Raw genomic sequence first — 20,162 nt, forward strand, 5'->3', positions numbered from 1 at the left:
ACTGTGCCTATGACCTGGACGGCTCGAGAAAGCCCTGCTCCACCAACAGCCGGATCTGCGCGGGTGTACGGTCGCGGAGCAGAACCGGGTCCTCGCCCATGAGTTGGGCGATGGCGTCCAGAATGCGCCCTGCGCTCAGCGAGCCGTCGCACACGCCCGCGAAGCCCGCGCCGACCGTGTCCACCTGGGTGGCCCGGCGCATGCCGCGGTGCTGGCGCAGCACCACGTGCTCCGGGTCCTCGGCGCCGGGCATCCCGATCTGCTCCTGCACGATCTCGGCGACGAGCCTGAAGTGGTCCTCCAGCAGGGCCGCGTCGTCGTTGGCCCGCAGGTAGTCGAGCCGGTCGAAGTGCGCACGGACGGTCTCCCCGAGGGGCTGCTCGACCGGGTGCGGCCACTCCTCCACCGTGATCGCGGGCACGGCGGCCGACGTCTTTCGCAGGGTGATCCACCCGAACCCCACGGCCTTGACCTTGCGCGCCTCGAACTCGTCCAGCCACGCGTCGTAGCGCGCCTGGTACTCGGCCGCGTCGCCGCGGTGATCGCCGGCGTCCCGGAGCCACAGCTCGGCGTACTGCGTGACGTCCTGGACCTCGCGCTGCACGATCCACGCGTCGCACCCGCGCGGCACCCACGACCGCAGCCGGTCCTGCCAGTCCTCCCCTTCCACGTGCTGCCAGTTGGCGAGGAACTGCGCGAACCCGCCCTCGCTCAGCCGCTCCCCTGCCCCCTGAACGATCGACCGGCACAGATCGTCCCCGCCCATCCCGCCGTCGCGGTACGTCAGCCGCGCGCCCGGCGAGATCACGAAGGGCGGGTTCGACACGATCAGGTCGTACGTCTCGCCGTTCTTGAGCGGCTCGAACAGCGAGCCCTCCCGCAGGTCCGCGGCCGAGGCACCGGACAGCGCGAGCGTCAGCGCGGTGATGTGAAGCGCGCGCGGGTTGAGGTCGGTCGCCGTCACGCGCGTGGCGTGCTGCGCGGCGTGCAACGCCTGGATTCCGGAACCGGTGCCGAGATCGAGGGCAGCGGAGACGGGCGTACGGACGGTGATGCCCGCGAGGGTCGTGGACGCGCCGCCGACGCCGAGGACGACGCCCTCGTCCTTGCTGCCGATGCCGCCGGCACCGCCGACCGCGCACCCCAGGTCGGACACGATGAACCAGTCCTCACCCGCGGGCCCGCCGTACGGCCGTACGTCGACGGTTGCGGCGACGTCATCGCCGGGGTGGTCTCCGGATCCGGCCGGGTCCCCGCCGACCCGGACCAGCCACCCGCTCTCCAGGCACGCGTCCACGGGCAGAACGCCCGCCACGCGCGCGTGTGGGACGGGCTGCTGCAACAGGAACAGCCGTACGAGCGCCTCCAGGGGCGTGTCTCCCCGGGTCGCCCGGAGCGCGGGCACGGTCTCGCTGCGCGCAAGCGCCGCGTACGCGGGCGCGCCGAGCAGTTCGAGCAACCCGTCCGCGGTGAAGGAGGCCCCTAGCAGGGCCTCCCGCAGCCGGGCGGCGACATCGTGGCGGTCGGAGGCGGGCAGGGCAGGCAGGCTGGAGTCACTCACGCCCTCATTGTGACCCGCGCCAGCGCGCGGAGGGGGCTCAGCTGCCGGCGGCGCCTGCCGACGCGGTCACCGCGGCGGCCTGCTTGCAGCCCTCCTGGGAGGTCAGCGCCTTCTTGGTGTCGCCCGACTCCAGCGTCTTCAGCGCCGTGACCGCGCTCTTGCGCTGGGTCTCCACCTGCTTCATCTCGGCGGACACGTCCTTCAGTCCGGACGCGAACTTCGCCTGGTTCTTGGTGTCCAGGCCGTCGACGCGCTTCTTCAGGTCGCCGTATGCCGCGGACAGGGCGGTGAGCTTCTTGACGACGTCCTGCTGGACCTTCGCACCGTCTTCGACGCCGGGAGGCGCACCGGCGTTGCTGATGAGGGACGCGCGCGCCTTGTAGCCGTCGGCGAGGTCCTGGAAGGCCTCGGAATCGGCCTTCTGGAGCTCCTTGGGCGTGCTCGTGGTGTCCTTGGCCGCCTTGGTGATCGCGACGTAGGCCGCCGAGATCTTGGCGTTCTGCGCCGGCACCGCGTCGCAGACCTTCTTGGCCCAGGCGTCCAGCTCCGGGTTGCCCTCGTCGCTCGTGCATCCCGTCAGCGCCAGCAGCAGCACCGCACCGCCGGACAGTGCGGCCGTGAGCTTCTTGTTCACCGGTTTGGTCCCTTCCGTGGCTCTCGGCCACCGGACCTTACACGGATGCCGGGAGGCGGCCGCGAGCGGAATGCGGCATTCATGGCGTTACCAAAGTTTTTGCACCATGTGAGAGAAGGGTCACGGCTAGGGCGTGAACGGACACAAGGCAGGCGGGCGGCACGCCAACGCGCGCCGCCCGCCCGCATCTTGAGCTGGGCCGTCGTAAGACCGCCTATGAAACCACCGCGGGGTCGGCCGGCTTGGCCACCCTGTCGGCGTTGCCTTCGTCACCCATGGCGATACCGCGCCGCTTGGAGACGTACACCGAGCCGACGATCACAAGGAGCGAGAGTACGGCGATCGCGACCCGTACCCCGACGTTCTTGTCCTCGCCGTAGCTGAACTGGATGACCGCGGGCGCGATGAGCAGTGCGACCAGGTTCATCACCTTCAGCAGCGGGTTGATCGCGGGACCGGCGGTGTCCTTGAAGGGGTCGCCGACCGTGTCACCGATCACCGTCGCGGCGTGGGCCTCGCTGCCCTTGCCGCCGTGGTGGCCGTCCTCGACGAGCTTCTTGGCGTTGTCCCACGCACCACCGGAGTTGGCGAGGAACACCGCCATCAGCGTGCCGGAACCGATCGCGCCCGCCAGGAACGCACCCAGGGCGCCGACCCCGAGCGTGAATCCGATGAAAATGGGCGCCAACACGGCGAGCAGACCGGGTGTGGCGAGCTCGCGCAGGGCATCCCGGGTGCAGATGTCGACGACCTTGCCGTACTCCGGCTTATCCGTGTAGTCCATGATCCCGGGCCGCTCGCGGAACTGGCGCCGCACCTCGTACACCACGGAACCCGCCGACCGCGACACGGCGTTGATGGCGAGCCCCGAGAAGAGGAAGACGACCGCAGCGCCGGCGATCAGGCCGACGAGGTTGTTGGGCTGCGAGATGTCCATCATCAGGTTCATCGGCGCGCCTTCGCCGCTGAGTTTCTCGCCCACGTCCCGCGCGCCGGTGGTGATGGCGTCTCGGTACGACCCGAAGAGCGCCGCTGCCGCCAGGACGGCGGTGGCGATGGCGATGCCCTTGGTGATGGCCTTGGTGGTGTTGCCGACCGCGTCCAGGTTGGTGAGCACCTGGGCGCCCGCGCCCTCGACGTCGCCGGACATCTCGGCGATGCCCTGCGCGTTGTCGGAGACCGGACCGAAGGTGTCCATGGCGACGATCACGCCGACCGTGGTGAGCAGGCCGGTGCCGGCCAGCGCCACCGCGAACAGCGCCAGCATGATCGACGTACCGCCGAGCAGGAACGCCCCGTAGACGCCGAGCCCGATCAACAGGGCGGTGTAGACGGCCGATTCCAGACCGACCGAGATACCGGCGAGGACGACGGTGGCCGGACCGGTGAGCGAGGTCTTGCCGATGTCCATGACCGGCCGGCGGTTGGTCTCGGTGAAGTAGCCGGTCAGCTGCTGGATGACGGCGGCCAGCACGATGCCGATGCCCACGGCGACGAGCGCGAGGATCCGCGGATCGCCGTCCTTGGCCGCGATGGCCGCGTCGGTGACGCCGTCGAGGTCGGCGTACGACGACGGCAGGTAGATGAACACGGCGGCCGCGACCAGCACGATCGAGATCACCGCGGAGATGAAGAACCCGCGGTTGATCGCCGTCATGCCGCTGCGGTCACTGCGGCGCGGTGCCACGGCGAAGATGCCGATCATCGCGGTGATCACGCCGATCGCGGGCACGATCAGCGGGAAGGCGAGCCCGGAGTCACCGAACGCCGCCGACCCGAGGATCAGCGCGGCGACCAGGGTCACGGCGTACGACTCGAAGAGGTCGGCAGCCATGCCGGCACAGTCGCCGACGTTGTCGCCCACATTGTCGGCGATGGTCGCGGCATTGCGCGGATCGTCCTCCGGAATGCCCTGTTCGACCTTGCCGACCAGGTCGGCGCCGACGTCGGCGGCCTTGGTGAAGATGCCGCCACCGACACGCATGAACATCGCGATCAGCGCGGCACCGAGACCGAATCCTTCGAGCACCTTCGGCGCGTCGGCCGCGTACACCAGCACCACACAGGAGGCGCCCAGCAGACCGAGCCCCACCGTGAACATGCCGACGACGCCGCCGGTACGGAAAGCGATCTTCATGGCTTTGTGCGAGACGGCGGTGAGATCCTTTTCCGGCTCACCCTCCGCCGGGGTCGCTTCCCGCGCGGCTGCGGCAACGCGCACATTGCTGCGCACCGCGAGCCACATGCCGATATAACCGGTGCCCGCCGAGAACGCGGCGCCGATCAAGAAGAACACCGATCGGCCGATGCGCTGATTCCAGTCGTCCGCGGGCAGCAGCATGAGCAGGAAGAACACGACCACGGCGAATACGCCGAGCGTGCGCAACTGCCGGGCCAGATAGGCGTTCGCGCCTTCCTGGATGGCCGTCGCGATCTTCTTCATGCTGTCGGTGCCCTCGCCCGCCGCGAGCACCTGGCGCACCAGGACTCCGGCGACCACGAGCGCGGCCAGCGCGACGATGCCGATGATCGTGATGATGATCCGGTTGTCGTCCGTCAGTACTGCGGCTGCGAGGGTAGTGGGATGGTCCAGCTGATGAGGGGTAGAAAGCCCCGCCATTCGTCCTCCTTGACGCTTGGGCTGAGCTCAAGATGTGGACGGATTCTAGGTACCGGAAGCTGATCAAAACAGAGCGCGGTAAACGGAATCAGCCTTCACATGCCGTTCAGCAAATGATCGACGTACCACCACAGAACCCGAAAGCGCTAATGCCCCAAAACCATTGACGCCCGCGTTTACTTGATCAAATGATCGGCAGATTGATCGTGAATTCATTCACGAATTCCCGCACGTTCTCCGAAAAACGCGAAGGGGCCCTGCTCAGCAGGGCCCCTTCGCGATGTGACGGGTGAGTGGGCCGGTCAGGAGAGCACCGCGGCCGGCGGTGTGGTCGGCCAGGTCATACGGATCAGCCCACCGTGCTCCCCCGCGGAGACCTCGACGTCGTCGACGAGTCCGCTGATGACCGCGAGGCCCATCTCGTCCTCCTCGGCATCCACTTCGCCGTCGCCGCCCGCGGCACGGGCTGCCCGGTCGCCGGGAACGGAGCGTGGTGCCTCGTCGCCGACCTCGATGGAGAACTGTTTCTCCTCCTCGATCAGCGCCACCTTCACCGGCGCCGTGATGCCGACGCTCTGGTGCAGTCCGACGGCACGGGTGCAGGCCTCGCCGACAGCGAGCCTGACCTCGTCGAGTACGGCCTCGTCCACTCCGGCCCTGCGCGCCACCGCTGCCGCCACCAGTCGGGCGGTCCTGACGTGCTCGGGCAGCGCGCTGAAGCGGAGTTCAACGGTGGCCATGCATCCCCCTCAGAACTACGGGCGTGCTTTCGGGGGGACCGGGCCGCCGAAAGCCCAGTCCCCCTTCACTTTCACCTTCTGCGAACCTGGGCACGCCGCAGTACGGCGTGCCCGGGTCCGGTGATCAGTCGGTTGCCGCTACCGCTTCCTCGACCGAGGTGTGGATCGGGAACACCTTGGTGAGGCCGGTGATACGGAAGATCTTCAGAATGCGCTCCTGGTTGCAGACCAGGCGCAGGGAGCCCTCATGGGCACGCACACGCTTCAGGCCGCCGACCAGCACGCCGAGCCCGGTGGAGTCGAGGAAGTCCACGCCCTCCATGTCGACGACGAGGTGGAAACTCCCATCGTTCACAAGCTCGACCAACTGTTCGCGCAGCTTGGGCGCGGTATATACGTCGATTTCGCCACCGACCTCGACGACCGTACGATCGCCGACGGTACGGGTCGACAGGGACAGGTCCACGGATCCTCCAGCACCTTGCTATCGAGCGGTCGCCCCTAAGGACACCTCGGCTTACAGCCCCCAGGACGGTTCGCCAGCCGCGATGGCATTCAATCACTTACCGGCAGGCGTGCACGACGCCTTGGTCCCATTGTCCGTCACGCCAGTGACACACTCGGTGCCGATGGCCAAGAATCTCCGATCCGATCGATCCCCGACGGGCCCCGTTTCCCGGGTGGACCCGGGCACGGTGCTGGGACGGCTCGCCTCGGGACCGAACCGGGCTTCGCGCATCACTCATACGGAGCATGTGCCCCCGCGCGCCGGTCGCCATGCCATCTGGCCTGATCGGATCCGCGCGGAGATCATCGCCGCGGTGCAGACGGCCGGAATCGAACATCCCTGGGCCCACCAGGCACGCGCCGCCGAGCACGCCCTGGACGGCGACTCGGTGGTCGTCGCCACGGGCACGGCGTCGGGCAAGTCCCTGGCCTACCTGGTCCCGGTTCTCTCGACGCTCCTGGACGGCTCGGAGGCGCCGAACGGGCGCGGCGCCACCGCCCTCTACCTCGCTCCGACCAAGGCTCTTGCGGCGGATCAGTGCCGTTCGGTGAAGGAACTTTCACATCCGCTGGGCAATTCCGTACGGTCGGCCGTGTACGACGGCGATACTCCGTTCGAGGAGCGCGAGTGGATCCGCCAGTACGCCAACTACGTCCTGACCAACCCCGACATGCTGCATCGCGGCATACTCCCGTCCCACCCCCGCTGGTCCTCCTTCCTGAAGGCGCTGAAGTACGTCGTCATCGACGAGTGCCACACCTACCGCGGCGTCTTCGGCTCCCACGTCGCCCAGGTCCTGCGCCGCCTGCGCCGCCTGTGCGCCCGCTACGGGGCCTCTCCCGTCTTCCTGCTGGCCTCCGCGACCGCCGCCGAGCCCGCGGTCGCCGCCGGCCGTCTCACCGGCCTCCCGGTGGTGGAGGTCGCCGACGACGCCTCCCCGCGTGGCGAGCTGGTCTTCGCCCTCTGGGAGCCCCCGCTCACCGAGCTCCAGGGCGAGAAGGGCGCCCCCGTCCGGCGTACGGCCACCGCCGAGACGGCGGACCTGCTGACCGACCTCGCCGTCCAGGGCACCCGCACCGTCGCCTTCGTACGTTCCCGGCGTGGCGCCGAGCTGATCTCGGTCATCGCGCAGGAACGCCTCGCCGAGGTCGATCGCTCCCTCGCCCGGCGTGTCGCGGCGTACCGCGGCGGCTACCTCCCCGAGGAACGCCGCGCCCTGGAACAGGCCCTCCACTCCGGCGAACTCCTCGGCCTCGCCGCCACCACCGCCCTGGAACTCGGCATCGACGTCTCCGGCCTCGACGCCGTACTGATCGCCGGCTACCCGGGCACACGCGCGTCCCTGTGGCAGCAGGCAGGTCGGGCCGGCCGCGCCGGGCAGGGCGCGCTTGCCGTCCTGATCGCCCGCGACGATCCGCTGGACACCTACCTCGTCCACCATCCCGAGGCCCTGTTCGACCGTCCGGTGGAGTCGACGGTCCTCGACCCCGACAACCCGTACGTCCTCGCCCCGCACCTGTGCGCCGCAGCCGCCGAAGTTCCGCTGACGGACGAGGACCTGGAGCTGTTCGGCCCCGAGACCGAAGCGCTGTTGCCGCAGCTGGAGGCCGCGAAGCTACTGCGCCGCCGCACGAAGGCCTGGCACTGGACGCGCCGGGAACGGGCCGCCGACCTGACCGACATCCGCGGCGAGGGCGGCCGTCCGGTCCAGGTGGTCGAGTCCGGCACGGGTCGGCTGCTCGGCACCGTCGACGCGGGCGCCGCGCACGGCACGGTGCACGAGGGTGCGGTGCACCTGCACCAGGGCCGTACGTACCTGGTGCGCTCCCTCGACCTGGAGGACTCGGTCGCCTTGGTCGAGGAGGCCTCCCCGTCGTACTCGACGGTCGCCCGCGACACGACGGCGATCTCCGTCCTGGAGACGGACATCGAGGTCCCCTGGGGTGACGGCCGCCTGTGCTACGGCTCCGTCGAGGTCACCAACCAGGTGGTCTCCTTCCTGCGGCGCAGGCTGATCACCGGCGAAGTACTGGGCGAGACGAAACTCGACCTCCCCCCTCGGACGTTGCGCACGCGCGCGGTGTGGTGGACGGTCACCGAGGACCAGCTGGACGAGGCCCGGATCAACCCGGAGATCCTCGGCGGCGCCCTGCACGCCGCCGAGCACGCCTCGATCGGCCTGCTGCCCCTCTTCGCGACCTGCGACCGCTGGGACATCGGCGGCGTGTCGATCCCGCTCCACCCCGACACGCTGCTCCCGACGGTCTTCGTCTACGACGGCCACCCCGGCGGCGCGGGCTTCGCCGAGCGCGCCTTCCACACCGCCCGCAGCTGGCTCACCGCCACCCGCCAGGCCATCGCCTCCTGCGAGTGCGACGCCGGCTGCCCGTCCTGCATCCAGTCCCCCAAGTGCGGCAACGGCAACGATCCGCTGCACAAGCGTGGGGCGGTGCGGCTGCTCACTGTGCTGTTGCGGGGGGCGCCGGAGGAGACGGCGGAGGCCGGGGTGAGTGAGGGCGGGGGGTCCGGTCCGGGTGAGGCGGCGTGACCTGAGCTGAGTTGGGTTGGGTGAGTGGGTGAGGTTGGGCGGTCTGGTCCGGGTGAGGCCCGGGGGGCTGGCTTGGGTGAGGCCCGGGGGCTGGCTTGGGTGAAGCCCGAGGGGCTGGCTTGGATGAGGCCGCGGCGCCTGGTCTGGTGCGGCCGGACAGCCAGGCCTGGGTGACGGCGCGGGGCCGACCGGCCCGGGGCGGGACGGCGGGGTTGCCTTGGAGCGGGGGCGGGAGCAGGGCGTTTGTCGCGGAAGGGGACGCTGTCGCGGAACAGGGGGGAGGCTCCCGTCCCGGATCGGGAGGGTGAGGCCGTCTCGGACCGGTAGGAGGAGGGTGCGCTGGCCCCGGACCCGGCCCCGGACCTGGCCCTGGCCCGCTCTCTGGGGTGCCCCGATGCCCCGCGCCGGAAGGGAGAGCCAGCCCCTGGCCCCGAGGGCGAGTCTGTCCCGAACCGGGCGGGAGAGAGCCTGCCCCGGCTCCTGGGCGGCAGGAGGAGCCGTCGGTGGCCGCGTAACGGTCAGGGAGGCGGCGTCGGCCGGTCGGTGCCCTCAAGGGGGACCTGCGGACTCCCCGTCAGCCGGTCCGTCCCCTCAGGGCCGAACGGCTGAGGCCACGACAGCAGGGACGCCCGCGTTTGCTCGGCGGGCCCCGACGGCCCCGCCCGCGCCCTGACCTCCGCAGCGAACGGCCCCCGACCCGACGCCGCCGTCACATCCGACACCTCCCCCACCAGCACGCACCGCACCAGCCGCACCCCCTGAGCCTCAGCCACCCGTTCCGCCCGAGCGCAGGCCGCCGTACCGCCCTCCGCCCAGTGGTCCGCCGCCGCCAGCGCCGCGAGATCGGCACCGCCGGCCGCGCGGTGCCGGGTCATGACGGCTTGTCCCAGGGCGAGTACGACGCCGAAGACGACACAGAGCACCGCGATGGCGCCGACGCTCCAGACGGTGGCGGAGCCGCGATCGGAACGGAGGGCGACAGCGCGCCGTCGGGCCACTCGGCCCCAGGCCCAGCACTTGCCTCTGCTCTGGCCCTGGCCCTGGCCCCAGTCGGTCTCGGCGTCCGCGTCGGCGACCCTCCCGGACCGCCGACCGCCCGCCCCACGCTCAGGGCTTTGCGCGACGCCAGACCCGGTGCGTACTGCCCAACTCCTACTCATGTTCCCGACCCCACCGTCTCCTCCGCCGACGCCACGGCCTCCTCCCGTACCTCGAAGGGAAGACCGCCCAGCACCGGCGGCTTGGCCACGACGACCACGCGGACCTCGTCCCCCTTCCTGCCGACCGTGACCGTCGCACCGCGCGGTGCCGCCTCCCGGGTGACCTCGATGACCGCGTCGGCCGGATCCTGCCGGGCTGCCGCGCGGGCACCCGTCCGAGCCGCGTCGACGCACTGGATCTGCGCGGCCACCACGATCAGGCACCACACCAAGGCCATCGCGAACATCACCAGCACGGGCAGCACGACAGCCGACTCCGCCGTCACGAATCCTTGGTCCGAACCCCAGACCGCGAGCCGACCGCTCCTCCGCTTGCTCCTCCTCCCGCTCCTCGGCTCACATCCGCGCATCGAGCGCCTGCTTCACGATGTCCTGCAGCTGCGCGCTGACCTGCCCGCTCGTCACGACCTTGAAGAGCACCACTGCGAACGCCACCGCCGCGACGATCCCCATCGCGTACTCGGAGGTGACCATCCCCGCGTCCCTCCGCGCCGCCCGCATCCTGCACACCAGGGCCCGCATCCGTGCCCGTACCGCCTTGTACATCTCAACCCCCGTAGAGCTCAGTTCTGTTGAAACCAGCTATTGAATGTCCTGCTACTAATCCGTTGAAGGTCCCGCTGACCCGTTGAAGGTCCCGCTGATCCGCAGCCGTATGCCGCGCTCGCTCCCTCACCGCGTCACCCGCCACCCCCTCCCAGCACCCCACCCGCCAGTCCGATCACCACCGGCGCGACCCCGACCGCGATGAACGCGGGCAGGAAGCACAGCCCCACCGGTGCGCTCACCATGACCGCCGCCCGCCTGGCACGTTCCGTCGCCGTGCGCGCCCAGTCGGCGCGGGCCTCCGCGGCGATCCGCGCGACCGGCCCGGCCGCAGGGAGCCCGGACACGTCGGACCGTTCCAGCAGCCGCGCCAGCGCCCCGGCCCTCGGCAACGAGGCCAACCGCTGCCACGCCTCGCCCGGTTCACCGCCGAGCCGCACTTCCGCGGCACCTCGCGCGAGCCGGTCCCCTACGGGGCCGCCCAGGGCCTCGCCGACGGCCTGTGCCGCGATCACCGGAACGGCTCCCGCAGCGATGCAGGCCGCCAACAGATCTGCCGCGAGCGGAAGTTGCCTTGCCACTTCACCGGCGTCGACTTCGTCCGCAGGGCGGAGGGCTTCCTGCCGACGCCGCCACGCCCAAAGCCCGGCCGCGACGATCAACCCCACCGCCAACCCGGCGACCCCGCCTACCACCGCCCAACCGGCAGCCACGACAGCCACCATGGGCAGCCCCCGCCGCACGCCCGACCGGACGTCGAACCGCCGGCGACTCGACGCCAGATCGACCGTCGTCATCAACTCGGCGAGCCGTCGCCGAGCCCTTCTCTCGTTTCTGGCCGCGAGCACCCACCACAAGGCCCACCCGACGACCAGCATCGCCCCCAACGCCGTCCCCACCCTGTGGACAACCTCCGCGTTCACGCCGCCACCTCCCTCTCACGCCCCCGACTGGTTCGAGTCCTCACGTCGCCTCCGCTCCCCGCACGATCCGCAGCGCCCACCACGTCCCCAACCCCTCCAACACGCCCCCGACGACCAGGCACCCGACCCCCGCCCCGGTATGCAGCAGCACCCGCAACGGTTGGGCCCCCATGGCGGCACCGAGCAGCAATCCGAGGACCGGCAGACCGGCGAGCATCACCGCCGTCGAGCGAGCGCCCACCAACTGAGCACGCAAGTCCGCGCGTTGGTCACGTTCGGCCCGCAACGCCCCTTCCAGCCGGTCGAGCCCGGCCGCGAGCCCCGCGCCCTGGTCCACGGCCACCCGCCAGCACGCCGCCAGGCCCGACAAGCCCTCGGCGCCCGGCTGCCGTGCCGCCAAGGCGAGGGCGCCCGGCACATCCCCGCCGAACCGTGCCGCCGCCAGCACCGCGGCCTGTGCCTGACCAAGCCCACCGGAGTCCCGCGCCGCCAGCAGCAACGCCTCCCCCGGCTGCCGTCCGGCCCGCACCTCCCCGGCGAGCGCCCCGCACAGCGCGATCACCGCGTCCCCCCGACGCTCCCGTGACCGCCGCGCCTCCCGCGCCAGCCGTACCCGCCGCAGCACCGGCACCCCGACCGCCCCCGCGACGACCGGCAACACCGACGACCCCAGCACGGCCAGCACCAACCCGGCGACCGGCGCCCACCACTCGGCCCGCAACCGCTCACGAAGGCGCCCCAGCTCCCGCGCCATCTGCCGCCACTCCGGCGGCCCGGCACCCACAGCCCCACCGCCCGCCAGCAGCAATTGCGCCCGCCGCGCCCCGGAGTTTCGCCCGCCCAGCAGCCAGACCGCCGCCCCTAGGCAGGCCACGGCAGCGCCCAACGACATCTCACCCATACGGATCACCCACACCCTTCACGCCTGCACAGCCCTCACGCCCCGCGTCGTTCACGACCGCGCACCCCTCACACCCCGCGTCCCTCACCACCGCGCACCGCTCACACCTCCACCCCGCCATCGCCCTCCTCCCGAAGCAGCCCCCGAAGCCGCTCCCACCCCCGCTGGTACGCGAACCCCTCCGCGCCCCACCGCAGCGCCGGCACCGTCCGCACCAACCCCGACGGGTCCCGCTCCAGGACGTGCACCTCGGCGATACGCCGCCGCCCGTTCCGGTCGCGCACGAGATGCAGTACGACCGCCAGGGCCGCCGCCAACTGGCTGTGCAGCGCGGCCCGGTCGAGCCCGGCCGCCGTACCGAGCGCCTCCAGTCGGGCCGGCACGTCGGCCGCCGCGTTGGCGTGGACGGTCCCGCAGCCTCCCTCGTGGCCGGTGTTCAACGCGGCCAGCAGATGGACCACTTCGGGGCCTCGCACCTCGCCCACGACCAGCCGGTCCGGGCGCATGCGCAGCGCTTGCCGCACCAGGTCCTCGAGGGTGACGAGCCCGGCGCCCTCCTGGTTGGCGGGTCTGCTCTCCAGCCGTACGACATGCGGGTGGTCGGGCCTGAGTTCTGCCGAGTCCTCCGCGAGGACGATCCGCTCGCCCGCCCCGACGAGCCCCAGCAGCGCGCTCAGCAGCGTCGTCTTGCCGCTGCCGGTCCCACCACTGATCAGGAAGGACAGCCGCGCGTCGAGGAGCGCCCGCAGAACCCGGTCCCCGCCCGGCGGCACCGTGCCCGCCGCGACCAACTCGTCGAGCGTGAACGCCCGCGGCCGCACGACACGCAGCGCCAGGCAGGTGCAGCCGACGGCGACCGGCGGCAGCACCGCGTGCAGCCGGGTGCCGTCGGGCAGCCGGGCGTCCACCCAGGGCCGCGCGTCATCCAGGCGGCGCCCTGCCACCGCGGCGAGGCGTTGTGCGAGGCGCCGTACGGCCGAAGCGTCCGGGAAGGACACGGATGTCAGCTCCAGTCCGCCGCCCCGGTCCACCCAGACCCGATCCGGCGCCGAGACCAGCACATCCGTCACGGACGGATCGGCGAGCAGCGGCTCCAGCGGGCCGCTCCCGACCAGCTCTGACCGTAACTGCTCGGCCGCCCCGAGGACTTCGGCGTCCCCCAGCACCCTGCCCTGCTCCCGCAGTGCCTGCGCGACCCGCGCCGGAGTCGGTTCGGCCCCGCTCTCGGCCAGCCACTGCCGCACCCCGACGAGCAGCCCCGCAGGCATGCCCACCCCGGCCGCCTGCCCCTCCGTCGCCCACCGAACAGCCGCCGTACCGGCTCTCGCGGCCGGCTCCCGCGGCACGGCCGACGATCCGTCTCTGTCGCCCGACTCCCACCGCACAGTCGACGATCCGTCCATGCCCGCCAACTCCCGCCGCCCGGCACCCGAAATCGCCGTACGGTCCGACAGCCGCCCGCCCACAGCCCCGCCCGCTAAGTGGTCCGACAGCCGCCCCGCCACACTGCCACGCACCGCACGCCCCACCGGCCGACGCTCATCAGCGTCGCCCGCAGACGCATCCGACGCCCACCGCGGCGTACCTCTACGGGCCCTGACGCCCGACGCGCCGCCCGCTCGCGCCCTCTCGGACGACACCCGCACCGGCTCGGCCTCGCGTCCGCCACCCCGCCCAAGCCTCGACCCCGTACTCATGCCACCCTCGCCTCGAGCAACGCCCGCTCCCAGAACTCCCGGCAGAACCGCGCCAACGGCCCTCGCCCCGCCACTCCCGGCGGATCCTTGCTCTCGTGCGGCCGCAGCAGCCCCGACTCGACCGGCACCTCACCCACGAGCGGCAGCTCCAGGAGTCGGGCGACCTCGCGGTCGTCGAGCCCTGCCGCGTACGGTCCGCGTACCGCCACCCGCAGGTCACGCAGGACCAGTTGGACCGCGGAGGCCACCTGCCGAGCGGCGGCCACGGCGCGCAGTTCGGCGGGGGCCACGAGGATCCCGACGTCGAGTTGGGCGAGGGCTTGCGCGACCCCCTCGTCGATACGGCGGGGCAGGTCGACGACGACCGCGCCGCCCCGGCGCCGGGCCGCGGCGAGGACCGCTCGCATCGCCTGTGGCGGGACGGCGACGCAGTCGCCGCGATCCCAGCTCAGGACCCGCAGGGAGTGCAGTTTCGGCAGTGACTCCTCCAGGGCGCCGCTGCCGAGCCGTCCGCGTGAGCCGGCGAATGCCGGCCAGCGCAGGCCGTCGGCAGACTCGCCGCCGAGGAGTACGTCGAGTCCGCCGCCCAGCGGATCGGCGTCCACGAGCAGCGTGCGGAGCCCCTCACGCGCGGCGGTGACGGCGAGGGCGCACGCGAGCGTGGAGGCGCCGGCCCCGCCGCGTCCTCCGATGACGCCGACAGTGAGGGCGGGGCGTCCGACGCCTTCGGCGACGTCGGCGATGCGGTCGACAAGCCACTGTTCACCGTCCGGCAGCATCAGGACGTGATCGGCGCCGATCTCGACGGCCCGGCGCCAGACCCCGGAGTCGTCCTGGTCCCGGCCGACGAGCACGACGCCCCTTCGGCGGCCGACGCCGCGCACGCGGCGTGCGGCGTCGTCGCCGACCAGGACGAGCGGCGCGGCCTCCCAGCTGCCTCTGGGCTCGGGCACTCCGTGGTGGACCTCCGGTGTGGCGCCTGCCGCGGCGCACAGGCGCAACAGGTCGTCGAGCAGATCTGTGTCCTCCGTGACGATCAACGGCTTGCCCGGCCGCCCTGAGGCGGCGGGCGGCGGATCGTGTGTGACGGTTGCGGTCACGGTTTCCGTCCCCCTTCGCTGCATCACTCGCGCAGCCCTGCGGCCCCGCGATTCCCAAACGTGTGAAGAACCGGCAAGCGGCCTCCATATGAACGGCCGATACGAACCGGCCAAACGCGCCCGACTAACCAGAACCGGCCATGAAGTCGGCCTGAGCGGGGCGTGTTGGAAACACGGTGCAGCGATCCCGGAAATCGTGTGGATCTTGGTCGATAACTGTGGACAACTCGGCGCTTGTGAATATCGCCGTCACCCATACCGGTGACCCCCGTACCGATCCCTGTGCGACTCCCGCAGAGCAGCACGATCGCTACACACAGTGATGAATGATGGGCATGCGAAAGAGGCGGCCGCAGCCGCCTCAACTCGGCCCTACGGCCGCGCTCGGAAGGGGAAAATGTACCCGGACATGCGACGACCCCCGCCGGGGGGGAGAGCGGGGGTCGTCTCCACGGCCGACTCGGGGGGGGGAGGAGTCGGACCGGGTTAGCACGGTCGCGAACGATCCGTGACTTCCATGGTGTACCCGAGAGCCCTCTCAGGCAAACCCACGCGCCCACCTTACGCCGAATGGGCTGCCCCTATGCTCGGGGTCGTGGAAAACCACTCCTTGCCCCGCACAGCCGCCTTCTTTGACCTGGACAAGACGGTCATTGCGAAGTCGAGCACGCTCACGTTCAGCAAGTCCTTCTACCAAGGCGGTCTGATCAACCGCCGGGCCGCCTTGCGGACCGCATATGCCCAGTTCGTCTTCCGCCTGGGCGGTATGGACCATGACCAGATGGAGCGCACACGCGAGTACCTCTCCGCGCTCGTCCGCGGCTGGAACGTCCAGCAGGTCAAGGAGATCGTCGCCGAAACGCTGCACGACCTGATCGACCCGATCATCTACGACGAGGCCGCCTCCCTCATCGAGGAGCACCACACCGCCGGCCGCGACGTCGTGATCGTGTCCACGTCGGGCGCGGAGGTGGTCGAGCCGATCGGCGAGCTGCTCGGCGCCGACCGCGTGGTCGCCACGCGCATGGTCGTCGGCGATGACGGCTGCTTCACCGGCGAGGTGGAGTACTACGCGTACGGTCCGACGAAGGCCGAGGCGATCAAGGAGCTGGCCGCGTCCGAGGGCTACGACCTCTCCCGCTGCTACGCCTACAGCGACTCGGTCACCGATCTGCCGATGCTGCAGGCCGTCGGCCATCCGCATGCGGTGAATCCCGACCGCACGCTGCGCCGTGAGGCACTCGTGCGCGGGTGGCCGATTCTCGACTTCCATCGCCCCGTCCGGCTCAAGCAGCGCATTCCTTCGTTCTCCGTACCCCCGCGCCCCGCCCTTGTCGCGGCTGCGGCCATAGGAGCCGCGGCGGCCACCGCGGGCCTCGTCTGGTACGCGAGTCGACGCCGCTCCGCGCTCGCCTGAACTGCACTTCCCGGGCTGGGCGCATCGCGTTCGACTTACCGATGACCGTTTGTCTCCGTTTTGCGAGCAAAAGTAAAGAACTGCGGCCAGGCCTTCCGCTTGGTTGGGTCCTGGAGTACAAAGGACTCAACGGCCCGCGAGACCAAGGACATCCGAGAGGATCACCTTAAATTACGCATTTGGCCCCACGGACCGAGCATGGACACCGGGCACCCACGCGACGTCGACCCGTCGATTACGGGCCAGCCGCACCAGGTGACGGGCAAAGTTCCCGACCTGATGGGCAACATATCGAGGACGCCTGGTAACCCGGTGGACATGCCAGCGGCGGTACGAATCCTCGTACCGCCGCAACTCTTATGAGCCCCCTCGGGGGCTTTTTTCATGCCCTACGCATCGCAATGCTTTGCGGCTCACAACGCCTCACGCGCGTGTGCGTCACGCCGCGCCGCGCTGAAGCGCCTCGCAGACAGCCGTCGACTCGCGCGCGCCGAGCTCGATCGCCTTGCCACAGTGGGCGATCCAGGCGGCCATGCCCTCGGGGGTGCCCGAGACATAGCCATCGAGCGCCGCCAGATAGGCCGCGCGGCCCAGTTCGCCGTGGCCGACCTCGGCGGGACAGACGGACTTCGGGTCGAGGCCGCTGCCGACCAGGACGATGCGCTCGGCCGTGCGCGCGACCAGGCCGTTGTGGGAGGTGAAGGGACGCAGCGCGAGAAGCTCGCCGTGCACGATGGCGGCCGTCACCAGCGCAGGAGCCGAACCGCCGGCGATGATCAGCTCGGACAGCCCCTCCAGTCGGCCATGCACCTCCGCCGCGCTCGGCAGCGGCAGCTCGACCAGCGGCTCGTCGACCGGCTCGCCCTCCTGCCGCGGCCGTCCGACCCGGTCGTCCTTGCTCGCCGCCGCCACCAGGTGCAGCCGGGCCAGCACCCGCAGCGGCGACTGCCGCCAGATGGACAGCAGTTGACCCGCCTCGGCCGTCAGCCGCAGCGAGGCACCCACAACGCGCGCCTCGTCGTCACCGCTGAAGTCGGTACGCCGGCGCACCTCTTCCAGTGCCCAGTCGGCCCCGGACAGCGACGCGGACCCGCGGGCGCCGCGCAGCGCCGCCTCGCCGGTGATCTCGTTGCTGCGGCGCCGCATGATCCGGTGCCCGTACACCCGGTCCACGGACTTACGCACGGACTCCACGGACTCGGGCACACCGGGCAGGGAACCGAGAGTCGCGAGCGGATCGGCGGACGCGCCTGTCGTACTCATGAGTACGACACTACGCAACCAGGGCGCGCACCCCACGATCGAGTGGCCTTCTTCACGCACGCATGCGACGCACAGCTACTGGTCCACTACCCTTTGTGAACATGAAAATTGCTTTCGTCGGGAAGGGCGGCAGCGGCAAGACGACCCTGTCCTCCCTGTTCATCCGCCATCTCGCCGCGACCGGCGCGCCCGTCGTCGCCGTCGACGCCGACATCAACCAGCACCTGGGAGCCGCACTCGGCCTCGACGACACGCAGGCCGCGGCACTGCCCGCGATGGGCGAGCGGTTGTCGCTGATCAAGGACTACCTGCGCGGTTCCAATCCGCGGATCGCCTCCACGCGGACGATGATCAAGACGACGCCGCCGGGCGAGGGGTCGCGGCTGCTGCGGGTGTGCGAGAGCAACGCGGTGTACGACGCCTGCGCCCGGCCGGTGGAACTCGACGGCGGCGCCGTCCGTTTGATGGTCACCGGCCCCTTCACGGACTCCGATCTCGGGGTCGCCTGCTACCACTCCAAGACGGGGGCGGTGGAGCTGTTCCTGAACCACCTGGTGGACGGCCCCGACGAGTACGTCGTGGTCGACATGACGGCGGGCTCGGATTCCTTCGCCTCCGGCATGTTCACCCGCTTCGACATCACGTTCCTCATCGCCGAGCCGACCCGGAAGGGGGTCTCCGTCTATCGCCAGTACAAGGAGTACGCCCGCGACTTCGGCGTCATCCTGAAGGTCGTCGGCAACAAGGTGCAGGGTCAGGACGATCTCGACTTCCTCCGTGCCGAGGTCGGGGACGACCTGCTGGTGACCGTCGGGCACTCGGACTGGGTGCGCGCCATGGAGAGGGGCCGCCCGCCCCGGTTCGAGCTCCTGGAGGACCCCAATCAGCTCGCACTGCGCCGCCTGCACACGGCCGTGGATGCCACACACGAGCTGCGGGACTGGGAGCGTTACACCCGCCAGATGGTGCACTTCCACCTGAAGAACGCCCAGTCCTGGGGCAACGAGCGCACCGGGGCCGACCTGGCGGCGCAGATCGACCCCGGATTCGTACTCGGCGAGAACGTCGCGACCCTGTCCGGGGGCAACAACTCCCACCTGACTCCTACTGCTTGACCTGTCGCCGACGGGCTGCTGACCGACCGCTTGACCTACTCCTTGGCGCCTTCCTTGACCGCAGGCGCCCCGGGCACTCCCTTCGGGGCCGGGGCCGGGCGACCCGACAGGAAGGACGCCCAGCCCTCCTTCGGGGCCTCACCGACCCCGAGGGTGCGCAGCTTCTTCAGGGTCGCCGGGTCCTGGGCGTCCAGCCAGTCGGCGAGTTGGCGGAAGGACACGCAGCGCACGTCGGGTTTGTTGCAGACGGCCTCGACGACGGCTTCGACGGCGCGCATGTAGGTGCCGCCGTTCCAGGACTCGAAGTGGTTGCCGATGATCAGGGGCGCGCGGTTGCCGTCGTAGGCCCGGTGGAAACCCTTGAGCAGACCGTCGCGCATCTGGTTGCCCCAGAAGTCGTGCTTGGCGGGGTCGCCCTGGCTGTCGGTGCCCGACTGGTTGACCATGAAGTTGTAGTCCATGGTGAGCTGCTCGTAGGAGTGCCCGGGGAAGGGCACGAGCTGCAGCGACAGATCCCACAGACCCTCCTTCTTCGTGGGCCAGAGCTGGGTGTTGACCCCGCTGGAGTCGTAGCGGAAGCCGAGATCCCGCGCGGCCTTCACGAAGTTCTTCTGGCCTTCCAGGCAGGGTGTGCGGGCGCCGATGAGCTCCTTGTCGTAGTCGAAGGGCAAAGGGGGCGCCTTCGTCATACCGGCGTTGGTCTTCCAGGACTTCACGAACTTCTTCGCCTGGGTGATCTCGTCCTTCCATTCCTCCACCGACCATTCACCGACCCCGCCGTCGCTGCCGCAGAAATGGCCGTTGAAATGAGTGCCGATCTCGTTGCCTTCGAGCCACGCGAGGCGCAGTTGCTTCACTGTGTCGGCGATGCCCTCTTCGTCGTTGAAGCCGATGTCGGAGCGGCCCGGGGAGTGCTGGGGCGGCCGGTACAGATCGCGTTTGTGGTTCGGCAGCATGTACACGCCGCTGAGGAAGTACGTCATCGTCGCGTTGTTCGCCTTGGAAACCTTGCGGAAGTGGGAGAACAGCTTCTGGCTGTCCTCGCCGGCGCCGTCCCAGGAGAACACCACGAACTGCGGCGGCTTCTGACCGGGCTTCAGCCGCTCCGGTCTGCGCAGATGCGGCTGCGCCCCGGTGTACGCGGTGGACCCGTCGCCGATCAGCCGGACGACGTTCTGCGGCGCGGGTGCCGCCGGCTTGACCTTCGGCGGTCCGGGCACGCCCTGCCCGGCATCGGTGCCGGTCGAGCAACCCGCGAGGGAAGCGGCACAGACCGCCGCGATCGCGGTGCCCGCGGTAATCCTGTGCGTCGCGATGATCCTGTGCGTCGCGGAGGCCCTGTGTGACGCGGCAATTGTGCGAGGGGCGG

Annotated in this window: 17 protein-coding genes; 3 read left to right on the plus strand and 14 right to left on the minus strand. The window is 70.6% G+C overall.

Features of this window, described 5'->3' with window-relative positions; translation table 11 throughout:
• Window positions 1-7: 7 nt before the first annotated feature.
• From ACWGDB_RS21670 to bldG, 5 genes are all read right to left on the minus strand, one after another.
• Window positions 8-1,561, minus strand: coding sequence for a DUF7059 domain-containing protein (locus tag ACWGDB_RS21670; protein ID WP_453823888.1), 1,554 nt, complete (start codon window positions 1,559-1,561; stop codon window positions 8-10).
• A gap of 37 nt (window positions 1,562-1,598) precedes the next feature.
• Complete coding sequence (locus tag ACWGDB_RS21675; protein ID WP_427840584.1) at window positions 1,599-2,195, minus strand: small secreted protein; 597 nt, start codon at window positions 2,193-2,195, stop codon at window positions 1,599-1,601.
• A gap of 214 nt (window positions 2,196-2,409) precedes the next feature.
• A complete protein-coding gene (locus ACWGDB_RS21680; RefSeq protein ID WP_453823889.1) occupies window positions 2,410-4,815 on the minus strand; it encodes a sodium-translocating pyrophosphatase in 2,406 nt (801 codons plus the stop codon).
• Window positions 4,816-5,117: 302 nt separating this feature from the next.
• Window positions 5,118-5,555 carry an ATP-binding protein gene (locus ACWGDB_RS21685; RefSeq protein WP_383610562.1) on the minus strand — a complete coding sequence of 146 codons (438 nt, stop codon included), beginning with the start codon at window positions 5,553-5,555 and terminating at the stop codon, window positions 5,118-5,120.
• Between the two features lie 124 nt (window positions 5,556-5,679).
• Complete coding sequence (bldG, locus tag ACWGDB_RS21690; protein WP_003975386.1) at window positions 5,680-6,021, minus strand: anti-sigma factor antagonist BldG; 342 nt, start codon at window positions 6,019-6,021, stop codon at window positions 5,680-5,682.
• Window positions 6,022-6,103: 82 nt separating this feature from the next.
• Here bldG and ACWGDB_RS21695 point away from each other — a divergent pair, with 82 nt between their 5' ends.
• On the plus strand, window positions 6,104-8,611 hold the full coding sequence (locus ACWGDB_RS21695; protein WP_453823890.1) for a DEAD/DEAH box helicase: 2,508 nt from the start codon (window positions 6,104-6,106) through the stop codon (window positions 8,609-8,611).
• Window positions 8,612-9,129: 518 nt separating this feature from the next.
• Here the strand turns inward: ACWGDB_RS21695 and ACWGDB_RS21700 are convergent.
• From ACWGDB_RS21700 to ssd, 7 genes are all read right to left on the minus strand, one after another.
• On the minus strand, window positions 9,130-9,609 hold the full coding sequence (locus tag ACWGDB_RS21700; RefSeq protein ID WP_453823891.1) for an Rv3654c family TadE-like protein: 480 nt from the start codon (window positions 9,607-9,609) through the stop codon (window positions 9,130-9,132).
• Window positions 9,610-9,767: 158 nt separating this feature from the next.
• Window positions 9,768-10,181 carry a TadE family type IV pilus minor pilin gene (locus ACWGDB_RS21705; protein ID WP_453823892.1) on the minus strand — a complete coding sequence of 138 codons (414 nt, stop codon included), beginning with the start codon at window positions 10,179-10,181 and terminating at the stop codon, window positions 9,768-9,770.
• Window positions 10,168-10,377, minus strand: coding sequence for a DUF4244 domain-containing protein (locus tag ACWGDB_RS21710; RefSeq protein WP_453823893.1), 210 nt, complete (start codon window positions 10,375-10,377; stop codon window positions 10,168-10,170). The genes ACWGDB_RS21705 and ACWGDB_RS21710 overlap by 14 nt, the downstream gene beginning before the upstream one ends.
• 134 nt (window positions 10,378-10,511) lie before the next feature.
• Window positions 10,512-11,300 carry a type II secretion system F family protein gene (locus ACWGDB_RS21715; protein ID WP_453823894.1) on the minus strand — a complete coding sequence of 263 codons (789 nt, stop codon included), beginning with the start codon at window positions 11,298-11,300 and terminating at the stop codon, window positions 10,512-10,514.
• 40 nt (window positions 11,301-11,340) lie between these two features.
• The gene (locus tag ACWGDB_RS21720) at window positions 11,341-12,201 is read right to left on the minus strand and encodes a type II secretion system F family protein (protein WP_453823895.1); all 861 of its coding nucleotides are present in this window, start codon (window positions 12,199-12,201) and stop codon (window positions 11,341-11,343) included.
• A gap of 101 nt (window positions 12,202-12,302) precedes the next feature.
• Complete coding sequence (locus ACWGDB_RS21725) at window positions 12,303-13,469, minus strand: TadA family conjugal transfer-associated ATPase (protein WP_453823934.1); 1,167 nt, start codon at window positions 13,467-13,469, stop codon at window positions 12,303-12,305.
• Window positions 13,470-13,894: 425 nt separating this feature from the next.
• Window positions 13,895-15,022, minus strand: coding sequence for a septum site-determining protein Ssd (gene ssd, locus ACWGDB_RS21730; protein WP_453823935.1), 1,128 nt, complete (start codon window positions 15,020-15,022; stop codon window positions 13,895-13,897).
• 559 nt (window positions 15,023-15,581) lie between these two features.
• Here ssd and ACWGDB_RS21735 point away from each other — a divergent pair.
• Window positions 15,582-16,415 carry an HAD family hydrolase gene (locus ACWGDB_RS21735; protein ID WP_453823896.1) on the plus strand — a complete coding sequence of 278 codons (834 nt, stop codon included), beginning with the start codon at window positions 15,582-15,584 and terminating at the stop codon, window positions 16,413-16,415.
• 438 nt (window positions 16,416-16,853) lie between these two features.
• On the opposite strand, the gene ACWGDB_RS21740 is transcribed toward ACWGDB_RS21735, so the two are convergent.
• Window positions 16,854-17,678, minus strand: a complete 825-nt coding sequence (locus ACWGDB_RS21740; RefSeq protein ID WP_406199322.1) for a Fic family protein — start codon at window positions 17,676-17,678, stop codon at window positions 16,854-16,856.
• Window positions 17,679-17,779: 101 nt separating this feature from the next.
• On the opposite strand from ACWGDB_RS21740, the gene ACWGDB_RS21745 reads away from it, so the two are divergent.
• Window positions 17,780-18,793 (plus strand): ATP-binding protein, encoded by a 1,014-nt coding sequence (locus tag ACWGDB_RS21745; RefSeq protein WP_453823897.1) that lies wholly within the window; start codon window positions 17,780-17,782, stop codon window positions 18,791-18,793.
• A 35-nt stretch (window positions 18,794-18,828) separates the two neighbouring features.
• On the opposite strand, the gene ACWGDB_RS21750 is transcribed toward ACWGDB_RS21745, so the two are convergent.
• The gene (locus ACWGDB_RS21750; protein WP_453823936.1) at window positions 18,829-20,112 is read right to left on the minus strand and encodes a hypothetical protein; all 1,284 of its coding nucleotides are present in this window, start codon (window positions 20,110-20,112) and stop codon (window positions 18,829-18,831) included.
• Between the last annotated feature and the right edge of the window lie 50 nt (window positions 20,113-20,162).

This window comes from Streptomyces sp. NPDC055013, from assembly GCF_053608645.1.